The 18,057-nt window shown below is 57.4% G+C and carries 18 protein-coding genes; 10 read left to right on the top strand and 8 right to left on the bottom strand.

All coding sequences use genetic code 11. The annotated features are described in order from the left end of the window. Window positions 1-209: 209 nt before the first annotated feature. Window positions 210-989, top strand: a complete 780-nt coding sequence (locus CFN46_RS07735) for a hypothetical protein (protein WP_088743169.1) — start codon at window positions 210-212, stop codon at window positions 987-989. Window positions 990-1,291: 302 nt separating this feature from the next. Further along, on the top strand, window positions 1,292-1,645 hold the full coding sequence (locus tag CFN46_RS07740; RefSeq protein ID WP_088743170.1) for an ABC transporter ATP-binding protein: 354 nt from the start codon (window positions 1,292-1,294) through the stop codon (window positions 1,643-1,645). Between the two features lie 141 nt (window positions 1,646-1,786). Here the strand turns inward: CFN46_RS07740 and coq7 are convergent, their stop codons facing one another. Together coq7 and CFN46_RS07750 are read right to left on the bottom strand one after the other, a co-directional pair. Further along, window positions 1,787-2,434, bottom strand: coding sequence for a 2-polyprenyl-3-methyl-6-methoxy-1,4-benzoquinone monooxygenase (coq7, locus tag CFN46_RS07745; protein ID WP_024952130.1), 648 nt, complete (start codon window positions 2,432-2,434; stop codon window positions 1,787-1,789). Window positions 2,435-2,681: 247 nt separating this feature from the next. Continuing rightward, the gene (locus CFN46_RS07750; RefSeq protein ID WP_024952131.1) at window positions 2,682-3,023 is read right to left on the bottom strand and encodes a histidine triad nucleotide-binding protein; all 342 of its coding nucleotides are present in this window, start codon (window positions 3,021-3,023) and stop codon (window positions 2,682-2,684) included. Window positions 3,024-3,291: 268 nt separating this feature from the next. Here CFN46_RS07750 and CFN46_RS07755 point away from each other — a divergent pair, with 268 nt between their 5' ends. Next, window positions 3,292-4,110, top strand: coding sequence for an RIO1 family regulatory kinase/ATPase (locus CFN46_RS07755; RefSeq protein ID WP_088743171.1), 819 nt, complete (start codon window positions 3,292-3,294; stop codon window positions 4,108-4,110). Between the two features lie 78 nt (window positions 4,111-4,188). Here the strand turns inward: CFN46_RS07755 and CFN46_RS07760 are convergent, their stop codons facing one another. The 5 genes from CFN46_RS07760 to phaR all read right to left on the bottom strand — a co-directional run bounded on the left by CFN46_RS07760 (window position 4,189) and on the right by phaR (window position 9,003). Continuing rightward, window positions 4,189-5,241, bottom strand: coding sequence for an alpha/beta fold hydrolase (locus tag CFN46_RS07760; RefSeq protein ID WP_088743172.1), 1,053 nt, complete (start codon window positions 5,239-5,241; stop codon window positions 4,189-4,191). A gap of 84 nt (window positions 5,242-5,325) precedes the next feature. Next, complete coding sequence (locus CFN46_RS07765) at window positions 5,326-6,198, bottom strand: phosphoribulokinase (RefSeq protein ID WP_024952265.1); 873 nt, start codon at window positions 6,196-6,198, stop codon at window positions 5,326-5,328. Next, entirely contained in the window at window positions 6,198-6,653 is a 456-nt protein-coding gene (locus CFN46_RS07770) for a thioesterase family protein (protein ID WP_024952266.1), read from the bottom strand. The genes CFN46_RS07765 and CFN46_RS07770 overlap by 1 nt, the downstream gene beginning before the upstream one ends. 360 nt (window positions 6,654-7,013) lie before the next feature. Then, window positions 7,014-8,306: a phosphoribosylamine--glycine ligase gene (gene purD / locus CFN46_RS07775; protein WP_024952267.1), complete on the bottom strand. Its 1,293-nt coding sequence runs from the start codon at window positions 8,304-8,306 to the stop codon at window positions 7,014-7,016. A gap of 190 nt (window positions 8,307-8,496) precedes the next feature. Then, complete coding sequence (gene phaR / locus CFN46_RS07780; RefSeq protein WP_024952268.1) at window positions 8,497-9,003, bottom strand: polyhydroxyalkanoate synthesis repressor PhaR; 507 nt, start codon at window positions 9,001-9,003, stop codon at window positions 8,497-8,499. 258 nt (window positions 9,004-9,261) lie between these two features. Here phaR and CFN46_RS07785 point away from each other — a divergent pair, with 258 nt between their 5' ends. The 7 genes from CFN46_RS07785 to CFN46_RS07815 all read left to right on the top strand — a co-directional run bounded on the left by CFN46_RS07785 (window position 9,262) and on the right by CFN46_RS07815 (window position 16,779). Then, window positions 9,262-9,975, top strand: coding sequence for a 16S rRNA (uracil(1498)-N(3))-methyltransferase (locus CFN46_RS07785; RefSeq protein ID WP_088743248.1), 714 nt, complete (start codon window positions 9,262-9,264; stop codon window positions 9,973-9,975). 940 nt (window positions 9,976-10,915) lie between these two features. Then, window positions 10,916-13,708, top strand: coding sequence for a monovalent cation/H+ antiporter subunit A (locus CFN46_RS07790; RefSeq protein WP_088743173.1), 2,793 nt, complete (start codon window positions 10,916-10,918; stop codon window positions 13,706-13,708). After that, on the top strand, window positions 13,708-14,058 hold the full coding sequence (locus CFN46_RS07795) for a Na+/H+ antiporter subunit C (RefSeq protein ID WP_024952271.1): 351 nt from the start codon (window positions 13,708-13,710) through the stop codon (window positions 14,056-14,058). Before CFN46_RS07790 ends, CFN46_RS07795 begins: the two co-directional genes overlap by 1 nt. Beyond that, on the top strand, window positions 14,058-15,599 hold the full coding sequence (locus tag CFN46_RS07800) for a monovalent cation/H+ antiporter subunit D (protein WP_024952272.1): 1,542 nt from the start codon (window positions 14,058-14,060) through the stop codon (window positions 15,597-15,599). The genes CFN46_RS07795 and CFN46_RS07800 overlap by 1 nt, the downstream gene beginning before the upstream one ends. Continuing rightward, window positions 15,596-16,096, top strand: a complete 501-nt coding sequence (locus CFN46_RS07805) for a Na+/H+ antiporter subunit E (RefSeq protein ID WP_024952273.1) — start codon at window positions 15,596-15,598, stop codon at window positions 16,094-16,096. Before CFN46_RS07800 ends, CFN46_RS07805 begins: the two co-directional genes overlap by 4 nt. Next, window positions 16,090-16,359 carry a K+/H+ antiporter subunit F gene (locus tag CFN46_RS07810; RefSeq protein WP_024952274.1) on the top strand — a complete coding sequence of 90 codons (270 nt, stop codon included), beginning with the start codon at window positions 16,090-16,092 and terminating at the stop codon, window positions 16,357-16,359. Before CFN46_RS07805 ends, CFN46_RS07810 begins: the two co-directional genes overlap by 7 nt. 18 nt (window positions 16,360-16,377) lie before the next feature. Further along, window positions 16,378-16,779, top strand: coding sequence for a Na+/H+ antiporter subunit G (locus CFN46_RS07815; RefSeq protein WP_024952275.1), 402 nt, complete (start codon window positions 16,378-16,380; stop codon window positions 16,777-16,779). 95 nt (window positions 16,780-16,874) lie between these two features. Here CFN46_RS07815 and hemH read toward each other — a convergent pair whose 3' ends face one another. Further along, window positions 16,875-17,864, bottom strand: a complete 990-nt coding sequence (hemH, locus tag CFN46_RS07820) for a ferrochelatase (RefSeq protein WP_024952276.1) — start codon at window positions 17,862-17,864, stop codon at window positions 16,875-16,877. Window positions 17,865-18,057: the final 193 nt, after the last annotated feature.

Genomic DNA, 18,057 nt, shown 5'->3' on the forward strand with positions numbered 1-18,057 from the left:
CTATGCATGCTGCGCGCCGGGAAAGAGGTGCCGGGCGAAAGATAAGCGGCAGGTAGGAGACAGAGAGAAAGATATTCACTGACAGCCACCCATATGACGCAAAGACTGACAGGATGCAATGAACCTCAGATGAATTCAGCTCTCAGTCTTGCGCAAGGTCGCCTCTGCCATGCTACGTGACATGCTCAGCCATCCCTGAGGAGGAGTTCATGTCCACACTTTCTGCATCGCGTGCTGCTCGGCCAAAAAGCGCTCGGTCGCGGGCCGCCTATTTCTGGCTAGACAGCCAGTCAGCACAGAGCTTGCGTCATGGGCTTGGCGTTGGCGCTCTTGGTCTGATGCTGGGTTCAACTCCCGCCTATGCCAATGGTATAGAGGACCTTCCGGCCCGCCATCAGCTGAACGCCTCTGGACTCATGCCAGGCACGCAAGGCGCCGGCAACACGATTCAGATGAATACCGCCGACAGCGAGGGGGCTAGCAAAAATAACGTTCATGCTCACGGTGACGCTACATGGCTCTCCGCCGATGCCGCAAGCCACGCTGACAGCACTACCCTATCCGCTGGACTCGCGCCGGAGCTGCTGACACAGATGATGATGCACGCCAGTCGCCAAGGCATGCTGCAGTTCAGTACCATGGACATCCGCCATGATCACGTGCAGTTCACCGGATGGGGAAGAAGTGGCTGGGAGATGGAATTATCCATCAACCTTGCTGACGGAGAACTTCTCAGCGAGGCACTGCGCAAGGCATCCTCCCCGACTGATGATGCCGCGCTTGATCGCGATAACATGCGCGAGACCTTGAATTTTGCTGCCAGCGACGGCATTAAAAGCATACAGACAGTGGAAGTTGATGCAGATGGCATCTTGATAAAAGGCTTGGACCATCAGGGACAACCTCAGCAGATGTCACTGAACATGCCACTGCCAATCGGTAACATTGGCTTGGCAAGTGCGCTGTCTCTTTATCCCGGCTACCGGTAGATTAATGGCCAGCGCAGGCGAGCAGCAGATTCTGATCAAGACTGATGTAAAGAGAGCATGATAGGCGGCGCGACAGGTACCACAAGAGATGCTGCGCAAACCGACACATCAACGCCGGACAGCCTTGACGACAACGATGCCAGCTTCGATGCTGATAGCATAAGACAGCAGTCAGTATGGCCAAGTCATGAACAAGCCTGAGTAGACCCCAATTCCGGCCCGATACCCCCGACCATCCACTTTCACCTATCGGGTCATCCTTGCCCGGCCTAGCAGCCCGGCATCTATAGCGGAGAATCAATATGCAAGGTCAACAACACAACACATTATGGAACCAGGCACGTCAGTGGCAGACCAATGCAGGCAACCAACGCCCTTCCAATGGTCTGTCCGGGTTCAAACTTGTCGCAGCATGGATTGTTGGCAGTATCGTCATGGTCTTCAGCCTGTTTGCAGCGCTGATCATGATGGTACTCGGCATCATCATGCTGCCCTTCATCCGTCGCCGCATGAAGAAGCGCATGAGTGAGATGCAGCAGCGTATGCAAGAAGCTCAGGACAAGGCCAATGGTCGACAGAACTATTCACGCCCTGAAACCCGCGAAGATGGCAGTGACGCTACAACGCTGGACGGAGAGTATCAGGTCAAGGATTGACCCTTGAGGTTGATTCCTGCCCTTGATGCTATCTAAAAACGCACGACTTGAAGACAAGAAGGCCGCCCCACCAGGGCGGCCTTCTTCATGCCCAAGACCTGCGACTGATGCTCAGGCCCGCATGATTTTTACCTGCATACCCTATACCCGATAAACACTGGCCGTCATCACCTTCGACATCAGACGCATGGCACTCTTGAGTGGAGCGGGGAAACGATGACCTCCAGCCTCCAACGCCCACTGCTCATGATGTGCCTCGTCAATTTCCATCTGACGTAGCACCGCGCGCGAACGCTGGTCGCCCTGCGGCAGGGTCTGCTGGTGTGCTGAAAGGTGCTCGCCGACCAACTCTTCGGTCGCTGCCACAAAGCCAAGGCTCACCTTGTCATTGATGGCACCCGCTGCCGCCCCCAGTGCAAAGCTCGTCATGTAAAACAGCGGATTGAGCAAGCTGGTATTGGCATCCAACTCCACCAGACGCGCATCGCACCACGCGAGGTGGTCCACTTCCTCTTGCGCAGCAAGCTCCATCTGGTGGCGAATCTCCGGCAGCCGAGCAGTGAAGCCCTGTCCCTGATACAACGCCTGAGCACACACCTCACCGGTATGATTGATACGCATCAGGCCAGCAGCGTGCTGACGCTCTTCATCACTGATCTCGTCATCGCGAGTATCACCGGCAGGCGACGGCCTGGACGGCTGGGCAGCGTGAGGCACGAGAGTGCGCAGCACGGTATCAAACTGCTGAATCAACTGATCAGCGCGACTGTGACGGCGCGGAGCCGGAATAGCATCGTGGTGCGACATGTGAAGCTCCTGCGCGACATAAGCAATACCCTCATCTTACGCAAGCCATCGCCTGACAGTAAGAGGCAGGATGTCGCTCTGGATGAGATAACTATTTTCTCTCGACCATCGAAAACCGGCGACGACACCAAGGTGTCGCCGCCGGTATGCGCCTGTGTGCCGCACGCTTTCAATCGCTAGCCGCTACCTGCCCATCAACCACTGGTACAGGCGCCTGCTCTTTACCGGCTCAGCCAGCCGGCCAGGTAAAGCGGCGACCACCCATCAGGTGCATATGAATATGATAGACCGTCTGGCCGCCATCTTCATTACAGTTCATCACGACACGATAGCCATCCTCAGCAAACCCACGCTCACGCGCCAGGTTGGCAGCCACGAATTGAAGTCGGCCGATGGTCGCTAACTGGGATTCCTCAATGTCGTTCAGCGTGGCGATGTGCTGCTTGGGAATGATCAGCACATGCGTCGGTGCCTGAGGACTAATGTCATTGAACGCCAGTACCTCATCATCTTCATAGACGATATCGGCTGGAATCTCGCGGTTGATGATCTTGCAGAACAGACAGTCCATGGACATTCTCCCTCGACGATGGTGCTGCCTGCGGCAGCGCGGCTTTCAAGCGTAGCGCCCAAGGGCGATCGGGCCAAGAGTGCGCAGAGAAAGGCACCCTATCAAGCACTTGAGCAAGTGCTTGATAGGGTGCCTGAACAGTATGAATAGTGACGCGCTTGAGCGAATGTCGCTCGATGAGCAACAGACTGATTCATGCATACCGCTGGGCGGCATGGGAAAACGATAGGATAATCATTGTTATCCAGCTAACAAGAAGCCTTCCACCATGCGTCTGCTCAATCGTCCTGGCTCCGCCCTGCACAAGAGTCACCATCCTCTGGAAGCCGGCCGTGCCTGCTCCTCCACTCCGGCTGCCCCTCTCACCCCTGACGAGACACCCCAGACAGCAGCAGAGGGGCTTACCGCCACTTCGGTTCATGCGACTTCAGATGCCAGCACACTAGAGAATGAATATTCGGGGCAGATGTCCGCCCACTTTCTACAGCGCGCGAAGGGCTTTCTGAAAGCCGAGGTCTACCTGACCCAATTCAACGGCCAATCAGTGGTCTGCAAGGACTATCGCCGCTATGCCGGCACACCAGCAGCACTCGTGGCGCGCTGGCTGGTGCGGCACGAACTGAAAATGCTGGAGCAACTCGGTGGCTGGACACATGCTCCACAGGCGATTGCACGCTTGTCACCACTGGCACTGGCAATGGAATATATCCCCGGCCCACTGCTCAGCGATGTCGCATCGACGTCTGATGCCACGCTGAGCCAGCAGCTGATACGCATCGTGCAGCAACTTCATCAGCAGCAAATGGCTCATAACGATATTCGCGGCTCCAACGTGGTGCTGCGTGATGGCGTACCGGTATTGATCGACTTCACCTCTGCAGTGCGACTACCGCGCTTGCCGGGCACCGCCACTCTCGCGCGCATGATGCGCCGCTTTGATCTGCGCCACTCGCTCAAACTCAAACAGCGTACACTGGGGCGGCCACTCAGCACCCGTGAAGCTCGGTTGGTCATGCGTAGCAAGCGCTTTAATGGCGCACTACGGCTGTGGAAGAAGCAGATTCTGCCGCGCCTCAAAGGCAGGTAGCCCTGAATATTGAGGATGAGAGAACCTGAAAACAGGCTTCTTGCCGGTTTTCTCATCCTGATATTTTCGTCGCTTCACTCACGCCTTGGGCTGTGCCATGAGCGCTTTTTTCAATTCCACTTTAAATCGTTCGAAATCCTCGATCTGCGGTAAATGTCCCAGGTTGTCCAGCTCGAACAATTCGGCATCCGGGATCAATGCAGCCGCCTTTTTCCCCAACTTGTCGTAACGACCCAGTTCATGATCAACACCGGCCTTTTTCCAGTTACGACCAGGACCGGTTCTGTCGCGCGTACCAATGATCAATTTAACGGGCACTGTGAAATCACCAAACTCGGTAATCACCGGCTGAGTGAAGATCATGTCATACGTTTTTGCATTGACCCACGCCATCGTTTCCTTATCCGGACCTTGTATCTGACCTGTGATGAAATCAGTGAGAGAAGAATACGTTGCGTTCCACTCGCCTGCATAATAATTCTTCTGCTGATAACGCCTGACACTTTCGGGAGTCTTGGCCAATTCGTTTTTATAAAAGAAATTGGTGTCTTTATAGTCAACGTATTGAAGATAGTTCTCGAGGCCAATCGGGTTCAACAGTATCAATTCTTCGGTCGCACTCGGATACATCAATGCAAAGCGGCTCGCCAACATGCCACCCATGGAGTGCCCTAATACAATCGATTCTTTTATATCAAGTGAGTCCAGCAGTGCATGCGTTTGCTGCGCCAGAGCGGCAAAAGAGTACTGATAGTCGACTGGCTTGGATGATTTACCGAACCCTATTTGATCCGGGATCAATACGCCATAACCTAGCGACTGCAAATACTGAGCGGTTGATGTCCAATAATCGGCATTGAAGTTCTTGCCATGCATGAGCGTTACCACTGGCATGCCTGACGTTGGCTTCAAATAGATATACGCCATCTTCAAGGGTTGACGCTGTGAGTCGAACGAGAAGTAATTGACAGTGAAGTCGTATGGATACTCACTTAAAAGCGCATCATACGACAGAGACGATGTATCTTGAGAGATAGCTACTTGCGTGCTATCTCCCGATGCATTATTGGCAAGAGCATTACCTGCCAATAGCAACAAACCAGAAAGACACACGGATTTTACGGGAGACATTTTGATTCCTATGAACAAGCGACGCCTTCATTCAATGGCGTTTCGCTTGATCCATCAAGGGTGAATATGGGCGACAGCCGCTACCTAGCGGAAACGCCGTTGAGCCAGCAAGCCTTTTACCAATGGCGTGATGATCAATTCGATGGCTAACGACATCAGCGCACCAGGTACCACCAGCGTATGCGGACGCGACATGAATGAGCCCTGAATCATGGCCAACAGGAAGGGAAAGTCGACACTGCCCGGGTCACGAAAATGGACGACAACCATCGACTCAGCATCCGTGGGAATATCCTGGGGCTCGAACGGGTTGGAGGTATCTACCGTCGGCACGCGCTGGAAGTTGATGTGCGTGCGCGAGAACTGCGGTTGAATATAGCGCACATAGTCATCCATACGGCTCAGGATGGTATCCACTACCGCTTCCTGGGAGTGCCCTCTCAGCTTGGTATCGCGATCAATCTTCTGAATCCACTCCAGGTTCATGGTGGGCGCCACGCCGATCAGCAGGTCTACATGACGTGCGATGTCATGCTCCGGCGTCACCAGTCCGCCATGCAATCCTTCATAGAACAATAGATCAGTGCAATCCGGCAATGACTGCCACTCTGTGAAGGTACCAACCTTATAGCCAGCCTCGATCATCCGCTTGTCTTCGGCGTGAATATAATGCCGATGCGTGCCAGAGCCCTGCTCACCATATTCGAGAAATAACGCTTCCAGACGATCAAGCTGATTGGCCTCGACGGCAAAGTGCGATAGCTCACGCTTGCGTTCCGGTGCTTCCTTGAATATGCGGACCAACTCAGCACGGGTGTAGCGGTGAAAGGCATCACCGTCCACGTAGGCAGCATGAATTGCTTCACGCGAGAACATACGCTCAAAGGTACGCATGACCGTGGTGGTTCCTGCGCCGGAGGAGCCCGTCACGGCAATGACCGGATATTCCCGCGACATCAGTTCGCCACCCTGGAGGTCATGGCGGAGATGGCCCGCTCAATGGCATCGCTGACGCGCTCACTCGGGACGACCAGTCCTTGTGCATCAGCGAAGACCAGTCCGACACGCAATGTCGCCAATATCTTGCCATCGCTCTGACGTACGAGGCGGTGATAAATCCCAAGCCCTTTGCCAGAGACAGCCTCCATGGCAGTCTCCACGATGATGGCATCGCTCAATTTTCCCTCGCCCTGATACTGCACAGCGAGATCAGAGACGATGCTCATCAGACCATCAACATCCCACTCGGGAAAGCCCAATGCCTGCCACGCTTGACCACGTGCTTCGTGGGCAAGGCTGATCACACTGTCATGCCCGAGGTGCTGGCCATAATTGATGTCGCTGACCCGAATCGTCATTGCATGACGATGCACAAGGCGCGGTTCCGGGAATTCGAGCCGGATACGATCCATGGTGACTCCTTGTGACTACGCCTGTGTAAGGCGGCGTGTGTAAGACGGTATGTGCAAAGCGGCGGAGGTGAGGCGGATGAAGAGAGAGTTGATCGCACAAATCGCTAACCGACTAGCCACGCTCAGGCATCTCCCGAAATGACATCTCTCTTTATTCCCCGCGAACCGATCGCACGTCCATCAATCCTGGATTGTATTTGATAGAGGGTTATCGCACGGGCAGTGCCAGTCTGACCAGACTCTCGACACGATGGTCGTAGAGCCATATTGCACTTTCATGGGAGCTCTAACGACATGACCCGGCCATTGGCCGGGTCATGTCGTGAAGTCGAATCAACCCCCACTCAGGGCTGCAATGCCTTAGGCATCGCCACGTTCACGGGCGATGGCACGCCAAGCGATATCGCGTCGTACCAGCATGTCCTGCCAGTTGATGGCATCGACACCTTCGTAAGCGCGCTCAGTGGCGGCGGCCACGCTGTCACCCAGTGCAGTGACACACAGGACACGACCACCGCTGGTGACGACTTGCCCGTCCTGCTCGGCAGTACCTGCATGGAAGACCTTGCAGCCAGTCGCCTCGGCAGCATCAAAACCACTGATGATGTCGCCCTTGCGATAGCTGGCTGGATAGCCACCAGCGGCCAACACGACACCGACGGCTGCGCGGGAATCCCACTCGCAGGTCTGGGTCGCGAGACGCCCTTCTTCGGCGGCCAGACACAGCGCAACCAGATCAGATTTCAAGCGCACCATGATCGGCTGAGTCTCCGGATCGCCGAAGCGGCAGTTGTACTCGATGATCTTCGGTGTACCTTGTGCATCGATCATCAGGCCGGCATACAGGAAACCCGTATACGGATGGCCTTCCGCTGCCATGCCACGCACGGTGGGCAGAATGATTTCGTCCATCACGCGCTGGTGGACATCAGCTGTCACGACTGGCGCCGGTGAATAAGCGCCCATGCCACCAGTATTCGGGCCAGTATCGCCTTCACCGGCCCGCTTGTGATCCTGGCTAGTTGCCATCGGCAGCACATTCTCGCCATCGACCATCACGATGAAGCTGGCTTCTTCGCCGTCGAGGAATTCCTCAATCACGACACGCGCGCCCGCATCGCCAAAGGCGTTGTCTTCCAGCATGTCACGCACGGCGGCTTGCGCCTCTGCGTCACTCATTGCCACGACAACACCCTTGCCTGCGGCCAGGCCATCGGCCTTGATGACGATGGGAGCAGGATGCGCCGCGAGGTAAGCCAGCGCCTTATCGACTTCAGAGAAGGTCGCGTAGTCGCCGGTCGGGATGGCGTGGCGCGCGAGGAAATCCTTGGTGAATGCCTTGGAGCCCTCAAGCTGCGCGGCACCGGCAGTCGGACCAAAGCACTTGAGGCCGGCCTCACGGAAGCGATCAACCACTCCGATCACCAACGGTGCTTCAGGGCCGACAATGGTCAGCTCGATGACGTGATCACGCGCGAAGGTCACCAGTCCGTCGATATCATCCGCGGCAATTGCCAGATTGGTCAGCTTGGACTCGCGCGCTGTACCTGCGTTGCCGGGAGCCACGAAGACCTCCTCGACACGCGATGATTGGGCGGCCTTCCAGGCCAGCGCATGTTCGCGGCCACCGCCGCCGATGATCAGGACCTTCATCTTTTCAACCTTCATGAGCCAGTGAGGATCAAGGCTACCCGCGCGACGCGAGCCACCAGTGAATAATCAGGGTGCGCATTATGGCAGAAAGGCGCTCCACTCGGGACGCCCCTTTTCACATCATGCCAATTTTATGTGACACCCATGCCGCTTCAAGGCCAACGATACCCTTCGAACAAGAACCTCACCTTTAGGTGCGATCATCCTCATTCGGTGTCTCGTCATCACGCGGCGCATCAGCCTCTGGCTGTGCTGGCCCTTTTGATCCCGCCATCCCCGTGCCCATCGCCTGCTGCCAGAAACGCAGATTTTCCTCAGCCACCTCGCGCATCATCTCCATTGGCGAGTGACGTATGGCCTGAGACCACTGCTCCTGCATGCGCTGCTGCTGCTCCATCATCAGGCGCGTGCCCTGCTCCAGATAACCGGCCAGCGGCAGCGGCTTGGCCATCGCGTAGATACGGATGAACTGCTCTAGAAGTTCGTTGGAGAAGATTTGGGCGTCGCCGTCGCCTTGCTCCTGCTCGATGATGATCGTCAGCAGGATAGTGCGGGTTAAGTCCTCACCACTCTTGGCGTCTTCCACCTTGAAGACCTCTTCCGCCAGCACAAGGCTGCGCAGGTCCTCAAGGGTCACATAACGGCTCTGTTCGGTATCGTAGAGGCGCCGATTGGCATATTTTCGGATGACTCGCACAGGTCAGGCTCCTATCGATTTTTCTTCATTGTGCACTCAAGGGGGGGCACTGCAAGAAAAGCCTCATTCGCACGTCGGTGTTCTGCGCGGTACAAACGATGAACCCGTCCGGCAGCATTGAGCGCCATGCTAGAATGGCGCCCGCTGTTTTATGCCTGCTGCTCGTTATATGAAGGCGTTTGTACTCATCGAAATGTGTCGCTGACCTATTGCCATGCTTCACCTTTCCCCTATCCGTCTACTGCCTCCGGTATTGCCATGAACCTGATCTTGCTCGGCGCTGATGACCTGATCGCGTCTGATCACGCCCGCGTCACCGACCCACGCCGTCTGCGCCATCTACGTGAGGTGCATCGCGCCACCGTGGGAGACGAGATGACACTGGGGATCGAAGGCGGCGTGATCGGTCGTGGCCGTTTGGAGAGCATCGATGCGGAATCCGCAGAGTTCAGCCTGCGACTGGAGCATGCGCCACCTCCTCCCCTGAACGTACACTTGCTACTGGCGCTGCCGCGGCCACGCATGCTGGCACGGTCGCTGGAACACGTCACCGCGTTGGGTGTGAAACACATCACCTTGCTGCACACACGGCGCGTCGAGAAGAGCTACTGGCAGTCACCGGAATTGGGCGCAGAGAAAATTCGTCAGCACCTGATCCTCGGGCTTGAGCAGGCACGCGATACGATCATGCCGACCGTCACGCAGGAAAAACTCTTCAAACCCTTCGTGGAAGACCGTCTGCCAGACCTGATGACACCAGCAACGCGCGGCATCATCGCGCATCCAGGCATGGTCAATGCCTGCCCGCGTGCGGTCAGCGAGCCGATCATGTTGGCGATCGGGCCGGAAGGCGGGTTCGTGGATTACGAGGTAGAGCAGTTCCTGAGCGCCGGCTTCCAAGGCGTCCATCTCGGCGAGCGCATCCTGCGCGTAGAGACGGCTGTCACAGCACTCTTGGCACGTCTTGGCTAGCACTAGACCCCATGAGCGCTCAAATAACCGACTCAGCGCCACGCCACACTGCAAGCCTGCCATGGCTGACTTCAAGGCACCTCACCTTGTGTAGATGCGGGCGGCGTTCATGAAGCGGAAAGAACCGTCGGTTATCTTCCCACCAAAGATCGCGATGCAGCCAGACTAGAAATGTCTCCCGCGAGCTGCCCGAATTCATGCGGATGATGTCACGCGGGGCGGCTCCGAACATCGAGTCTCGTCGAATGTTTGCACAAGAAAAAATGCGCTCCGTACAACGTGAATTGCGACATAAGTCTCAATAGCACCGGTCCGGCGTGCGCTGGCGAGGGGTGCAAGTGCGTGATACATTCGAGAGGTTAGGTCACGTTCCATCAATGTTTTCAACAAGATCGCGCAAGTGTCTCCACTCACACACACTTGTCATCCAGGGGCTTCAGGAGGAATACGGCCATGCTCGCAAGACATGACATGACCGCAATAACCCGGCATTTTCGCCGTCTGCCCGTCGCGGGTAGTCGGGGACGCGCTGCGGACCTCATCCCATCCTGGATGCTGGCACCCCGTGCCGTGCGTCTCCCCTTCCTGACCGATCCGCCCCTCGTGGTGGCGACGTCTCGTCCAGAAGGTAGTGCGTGCATCAAGTGCGCATGACCCTCAAGCAGCCCTGAGGCTGCCACTGCAGACCATTGCCCGCCCCTGATCGGGGTTATAGCACGCCATTATGAGAGTGCCTTTCCTGACACGGCTCTCGCGGGCTTAATGATATGCGTTACGGCGCCATCACTACGGCAGCCTGCAGTGTGTTCGCCTATCCTATCGGCACCCAGTGGCCGAAATTCCGCGTCCTGACCTCGAAGCTGGCGGCCTGGCCTATGCCTGCGTCTACCCCGGTAGCGAATAACGGACAACGCCCTACAACGACTGGAGCGAGTCTTCCATGACCCTGCTGTTGATCGTGCTATTGCCGTTACTCGGTGCCCTGGTCCCTTTAATGGCCAGAAATCTGCCCCGCGGCCGTCTTGCCTGGCTGACCGCAGTGGCACCTGCCATTGCGCTCGGCATTGCTGTCTTCCATCTCGGAGATGTCTTTGCCGGTCAGACTCCCCAATTCCACCTACCGTGGATTTCGGAGCTAGGGCTAGATCTGGCACTACGCTTTGACGGCCTCTCGGCGCTGTTCGTGCTGCTGATTCTAGGCATTGGCCTGCTGATCATTCTCTATGCCCGCTACTATCTCTCTGGCGAGGATTCGCTGGCACGCCTCTACAGCTTCCTGATGCTGTTCATGACCGCAATGATCGGCATCGTGATGGCAGACAACCTGCTGCTGATGTGGGTGTTCTGGGAGCTGACCAGCCTGACTTCGTTCCTGCTGATTGGTTACTGGTATCAGCTGAGCGAGGCGCGCAAGGGCGCCCGGATGGCGCTGACCGTTACCGGCGCTGGTGGCCTGGCACTCTTGGCTGGCATTCTCGTCATCGGGCACATCGTCGGCAGTTATCAGTTCGATGATGTTTTGGCCGCGGCTGATCAGATTCGTTCCAGTGAACTCTATCCTGTCGTGCTGGTACTGGTATTGCTGGGAGCCTTTACCAAGTCAGCCCAGTTTCCATTCCAGTTCTGGTTGCCGCATGCGATGTCTGCCCCGACGCCAGTCTCGGCCTTCCTGCACTCCGCCACCATGGTCAAGGCGGGCGTCTTCCTGCTCGCGCGTATGCACCCGATTCTGTCGGGCACTGACCTCTGGTTCTACATCGTCAGTTTTACCGGGCTTGCCACCTTGCTCTATGGCGCCTGGTTTGCACTGATGAAGCAAGACCTCAAGGGCGTACTGGCCTTCTCGACCATCAGCCATCTGGGTCTGATCACGTTACTGTTCGGCTTCAATAGCCAAATGGCTGCCGTGGCGGGCCTGCTGCACATCATCAACCATGCCACCTTCAAGGCTTCGCTTTTCATGGCGGCCGGCATCGTCGATCACGAGTGCGGTACGCGTGACATCCGCAAGCTCAATGGCCTGTATCGCTACATGCCACATACCACGATATTGGCGATGGTGGCCTCGGCCTCGATGGCAGGCGTACCGCTGCTTAACGGCTTCCTCTCCAAAGAGATGTTCTTCGCCGAGAGCCTCGATGCCCAACTGCTCGGCGGTCTGTCGTGGCTGATACCGGCACTGGCAACACTTGGCGGCATTCTGTCAGTGGCCTATTCACTGCGCTTCATTCATGACGTGTTCTTCAATGGCGAACCGAAAGACCTGCCGAAGACCCCACATGAACCGCCACGCTATATGAAGTTGCCGATCGAGATTCTGGTGTTGATCTGTCTGTTGGTCGGCATTCTGCCGTCGTTGGTGATCAAGGACCTGCTGGTCAGTGCCTCCGCCAGCGTGCTGGCTGGCCCGGTGCCAGAATTCAGCCTCGCCATCTGGCATGGCTTCAATGTGCCGCTGATGATGAGCGGCATCGCGCTGGCCGGCGGGGTAGGTGTCTATGCATTACGCCATCACCTCTACTCCTTCCAGCGTCAGTTCCGTGCCCGCAATGCATTGCTGGTCTTCGAGGCCAACATACAGCGCCTGGTCAATCTGGCCGAACGCAGCATGGACAGCTTCGAGAACGGCTCCCTGCAGCGCTACATGCTGTGGCTACTACTGACAGCACTGCTGTTCGTCGGCATTGGGCTGCTGGCAGTTCCGCAGCTCAGTGGTGAGTTTGAGCAGCAACCCTTCGACGCCATGCTGCTGACGGGGGCCGTGATTACCGGCCTGGCAGGCCTAGGGACCGCCATCACACACCGCAAGCGCATCGTCTCTCTGCTGATGCTATCGGTCGTGGGTTTGATGACCTCGCTGGCCTTCGCACGCTTCGCAGCGCCAGACCTGGCGCTGACACAGCTGGCAGTGGAAGTGGTGACCATGATTCTGCTGATGCTGGCGCTGTTCTTCCTGCCCCAACGTACGCCCAAGGAATCCAGTGCCCGCCGCATCATGCGCGACGTATTACTGGCCAGCGCCTTTGGTGTCGTGATCGCTAGTCTTAACTTTGCCATTCTGACGCGTCCGGTGGAGTCGATTTCCGACTTCTTCATGGCCAATGCAGTGTCCGGTGGCGGCGGTCACAACGTGGTCAACGTCATTCTGGTCGATTTCCGTGGCTTCGATACGCTGGGCGAGATCACCGTACTCGGCATTGCAGGTCTGGCGATCTTCAAGCTGCTCAATCGCTTGCGCCTGTTCATGCCCTCGAGTGATCTGGATGGTCGGAGCTGGTCTCCAGATCGCCATCCGATGATTCTGGCCACCGTATCGCAGACCCTACTGCCATTGGCACTACTGGTCTCGGTCTACATCTTCCTGCGTGGCCACAACGAGCCGGGCGGTGGCTTCATCGCCGGTCTAGTCACCGCCGTTGCCATCATCCTGCTCTATATCGCACGTGGTGTGGACTGGACACAGCGCTGGCTGCGCTTCCCGTATCAGCCAGTCGCAGCCGCGGGTGTACTGATCGCAGGCCTGACAGGAGCAGGTAGCTGGATGTTCGGCTATCCCTTCCTGACCTCGTCCTTCGGTCACTTCACGATTCCCGTTATCGGCGAAATCGAGTTGGCCACTGCGTTGCTATTCGATCTCGGCGTCTACCTGACCGTGGTCGGCGCGACCCTGATGATTCTCGCCAATCTCGGCAAGCTGACGACACCGCACCGTCCGACCAAGGAGAAGAGCTGATGGAAGCCCTCTACGCCACTACCACCGGTCTACTGGCCGCCTGCGGTGTCTACCTGACCTTGCGCGGGCGCACCTTCCCCGTCGTGGTCGGCCTGACCCTGCTGTCCTACTCAGTCAACCTGTTCCTGTTCTCAATGGGCGGTCTGGCAATGCATGGTAATCCAGCCGTTGTCGGCGCTGGCACACCGGCCGCTGATCCACTACCGCAGGCACTGGTACTAACCGCCATCGTGATCGGCTTCGCCATGACGGCCTTCGTCGTCATATTGGCGATGCGCGCCCGCGGCGACCTGGGCAGTGACCACGTCAATGGTAACCGTCTCGATGTCTCGCGGGAGGACGGCAAGTGATGCTGCAACACCTGATCGTTCTACCGGTCGTCCTGCCGCTACTGGTCGGTGCCAGCCTGCTGCTGAGCCGGTCCTCGTCACCGGTATTGCGACGCACCATCAGTTTGGTCGCCCAGGCTGTGATGGTGATCATCGCTATTGCACTGGTCGCGCAGGCTGGTGATGGCACCATTCGCTACTATGCACTGGGTGACTGGCAGCCGCCGTTCGGTATCGTGCTGGTACTCGACCGTCTCTCGGCCAGCATGGTGCTGCTCAGCTCGGTACTGGCGTTCTTTGCCTGCTTATATTCCACGGCAGGTATCGATGAGACCGGCTCCAACTTCCATGGCCTGTTCCTGCTCCAGCTGATGGGTATCAACGGCGCCTTCCTGACCGGTGACCTGTTCAACCTGTTCGTGTTCTTTGAGGTGCTGCTGATCGCCTCCTATGCCCTGCTGCTGCACGGCGGCAGCAAGGCTCGCACGTTGTCAGCGCTGCACTATGTGGTGCTGAACCTGCTGGGCTCAGCGTTCTTCCTGATTGCACTGGGCATTCTCTATGGCGTGACCGGCACCCTGAACATGGCTGACATGGCGGTCATCGTCACCACGCTGGACCCGGGCCGCGCGGGTCTGATGGAAGCCGGCGGCCTGCTACTGCTGGTGGTATTTGGACTCAAAGCCGCGATGGTGCCGCTGTACTTCTGGCTACCGCGCGCCTATGCCGCTGCCTCGGCACCGGTGGCGGCGCTGTTCGCCATCATGACCAAGGTGGGTATCTATTCCATCCTGCGCGTCTATTCGCTGATCTTCACCGACAACGCCGGCACACTGGCCGACCTTGGCCGCGACTGGCTGTGGTGGGCGGGGCTAGCCACCCTGGTGGTGTCGATGATCGGCGTACTCTCGGCGCGTGATCTGCGTACGTTAGTGGCCTATCTGGTAATGATCTCCGTGGGGACATTGCTGACAGCGCTGGGCATGAACAGCGTCGAGGCAGATAGCGCATTGTTGTTCTACCTGATTCATTCGACCCTGATTACCGGCGGCCTCTTCCTGCTGGTAGATGTGATCGCGGGACAACGCGGAAAGGCGGGGGCCCGTATCGTACGTGCCCGCCCGTTGCTGCAGGCAGGACTGCTGGGGGGGCTATTCCTGATCGGTACAGCCGCTGCCGTCGGTCTACCGCCCTTCTCCGGCGCTATTGGCAAGGTGTTGATCCTGACGTCGGCATCTCCCGAGCAACAGATATGGCTGTGGCCGCTACTGCTGCTGGCGGGACTGTGCTCGATGATCGCTTGCTCTCGCGCAGGCTCCAGCATTTTCTGGCGCACCGGAAAATCAGAGCCCAGTGGTGATCGCATCGGCCTGGCACGCGGCATCGCCACCGGCGGCCTACTTTCAGCAGCGCTTGCGCTGGTGGTACTCGCTGGCCCGCTGTCGAACTGGACGCGTGCCACCGCCGAGCAGCTATCGAATCCAGCACCGTACCTTGAAGCCTTGCTGGGCAAGGATGCTTCACCGGAAACCGCACCGCCGCTGAAGGGAGACGAGGAATGATAAAGAAACGTTCTCGCCTGCTACCGACGCCCATGCTGTCAGTTCTGCTACTGATCGTATGGCTGATGCTACAGAATAGCGTCGCACCGGGTCAGCTTCTGCTAGGCGCAGTACTGGCCATCGCGATCCCGATGCTGACCTATCGCTTCTGGGAGCCACAGCCAGACCTTCAGAAACCGTGGCGATTGATCAGCTACTTTCTGCGCGTGATTATGGACATCATCATTGCCAATCTGCAGGTGTCGCTACTGATCCTTAATCCGCGGGCGAAATTCCGCCCGGCCTTCGTGCACTATCCGTTGGAGTTGGAGGAGAAGTTTCCGATCACTCTATTGGCAAGCACCATCACGCTAACGCCGGGCACGGTGTCAGCCTACCTGACACTGGATGGCCGCCATCTGATCATCCATGCGCTGGATGTGGAAGATGAACAGGAGTTGATCGACGAGATCCGTCAGCGCTACGAGCGCCCGCTCAAGGAGATCTTCGAATGCTAGATATTGCTCTGTGGATCAGCATCGCGTTGTTTGCGGCCTCGCTGATGCTCAATGTGTTCCGCCTCGCCATCGGACCAGATCTGCCAGACCGCATCCTCGCGGTGGATACCATGTATGTGAATTCCATCGCGCTGATCGTGCTGTTCGGCATTCAGCTCAACAGCAAAGCCTACTTCGAGGCGGCGCTTCTGATCGCCATGCTCGGTTTCGTCAGCACCGTAGCGGTCTGCAAGTACCTGTTGCGCGGCGACATCATCGAATGACCTGAGCGGAGAGTTTCCATGCCTACCTGGTTCTATCCCGTCCTTGAGGGTGTCATTGCCTTCTTCCTGGTGGCTGGCGGTATATTCGCCTTCATCGGATCTCTGGGGCTAACGCATCTCAAGGACTTCTACATGCGCCTGCATGGCCCCAGCAAGACCACCACGCTAGGGGTCGGCTGTGTGCTGATGGCGTCGATGATCTATTTCCGCGCCACCACGGGCCACTTCAGCTTTCAGGAGATGCTGATCACCATCTTCCTGTTCATTACTGCACCGGCCACCGCACACCTGCTCTCAAAGGCAGCACTACATCAGAAACTGGTCGCGGACATTCGCACCCGCAACGTTCCCGATCAGCTGGAAACCGCAAGTGAGCCCGACGAGGCCAATGCTCAACAGACAGAATCACGCCTGCCCTGAGTGTATGGGTTGATAAACGTAAACGCCCCGCCATGGCTTCCATGACGGGGCGTTTTACATTAATGGACAAACAGGTAGGAGACGGCGCTAGTGGCTTACCACCCCTGCGAGTGCTGAAGGCACAGCGCTTCCAGTAGATCGATATGCTCCGGTCGGTCATTGAGTGCGGCGATGTAGCGGAAATCGCCACCACCGGCCTCAGTGAAGTAGCCGCGATTCTCTTCCTCCAATTCCTCCAGCGTCTCGAGACAGTCGGCCGCAAACGCTGGCGAGATAACATCAACACTCTCCAGGCCTTCGGCCCCCCATGCCTTGAGCGTCATGTCGGTGTAGGGCTGAAGCCACTCAGCCTTGCCGAAGCGCGACTGATAGGTCATCGCCCACTCGTCCTCGCTGAGCTCCAGCGCTTCTGCCAACAGCTGGCTGGTGCGCTCACACTGACGTGGATAGGGGTCACCGGCCGTGGCGTAGCGCTTGGGAATGCCGTGATAGCTCATCAGTAGACGCTTTCCACGCCGCCCTTCTGTTGCCCAGTGCTGACGCACGCTATCAGCCAGTGCAGAGATGTAATCCGGATGATCGTGATAATCGCGAACGAAACGAAGCTCCGGCAGGTGCGGGCATGGCTGGAGCGCTCGCGCCAAGCGATCAAATACGGCGGCAGTTGTCGTGCGCGAAAACTGTGGATAAAGCGGCAATACCAGAATGTGATCAGCGCCACGCTTGGCCAGCTTGCGTCCCACTTCTTCCATCCTCGGATTCCCATAGGTCATGGCTAGTTCGACCGGAATATCTTCCCCCAGCGACTCTGCCAGACGAGCTTCCAGCGCCGCGCGCTGACGCTTGCCGATCGCCATCAATGGCGATCCATCTTCTGTCCAGACCGAAGCATAGGCCTCAGCGACCTTCTTCGGGCGAGTGGTCAGCACCAGCCCATGAAGTATCGGCAACCAGAGCAGACGCGGCAGATCAATCACGCGCACGTCGCCGAGAAACTCTCCCAGATAGCGCCGTACCGCCTTGGGCGTTGGGGCATCCGGGGTACCGAGGTTGACCAACATGACGCCAAAACGCGGGGGACTCATGGATGACGAACTCCTGACAGTAGGGCAAGGATTACGATGAGACGGCGGCCATGGATGCCCCGCCTGGCAACATTATCATCTTACCAGCTCGCACTGTTCGACGGAGATAAAGTTATACTATCATCACGATTGGTATAACTTTTAAACAAGTATTGTCCCAACTTGCTTCGCTCGATAATTACGGACAAGGAAT

Source organism: Cobetia sp. QF-1, assembly GCF_002213105.1.
In the GTDB taxonomy this organism is placed as follows: Bacteria; Pseudomonadota; Gammaproteobacteria; order Pseudomonadales; family Halomonadaceae; genus Cobetia; species Cobetia crustatorum.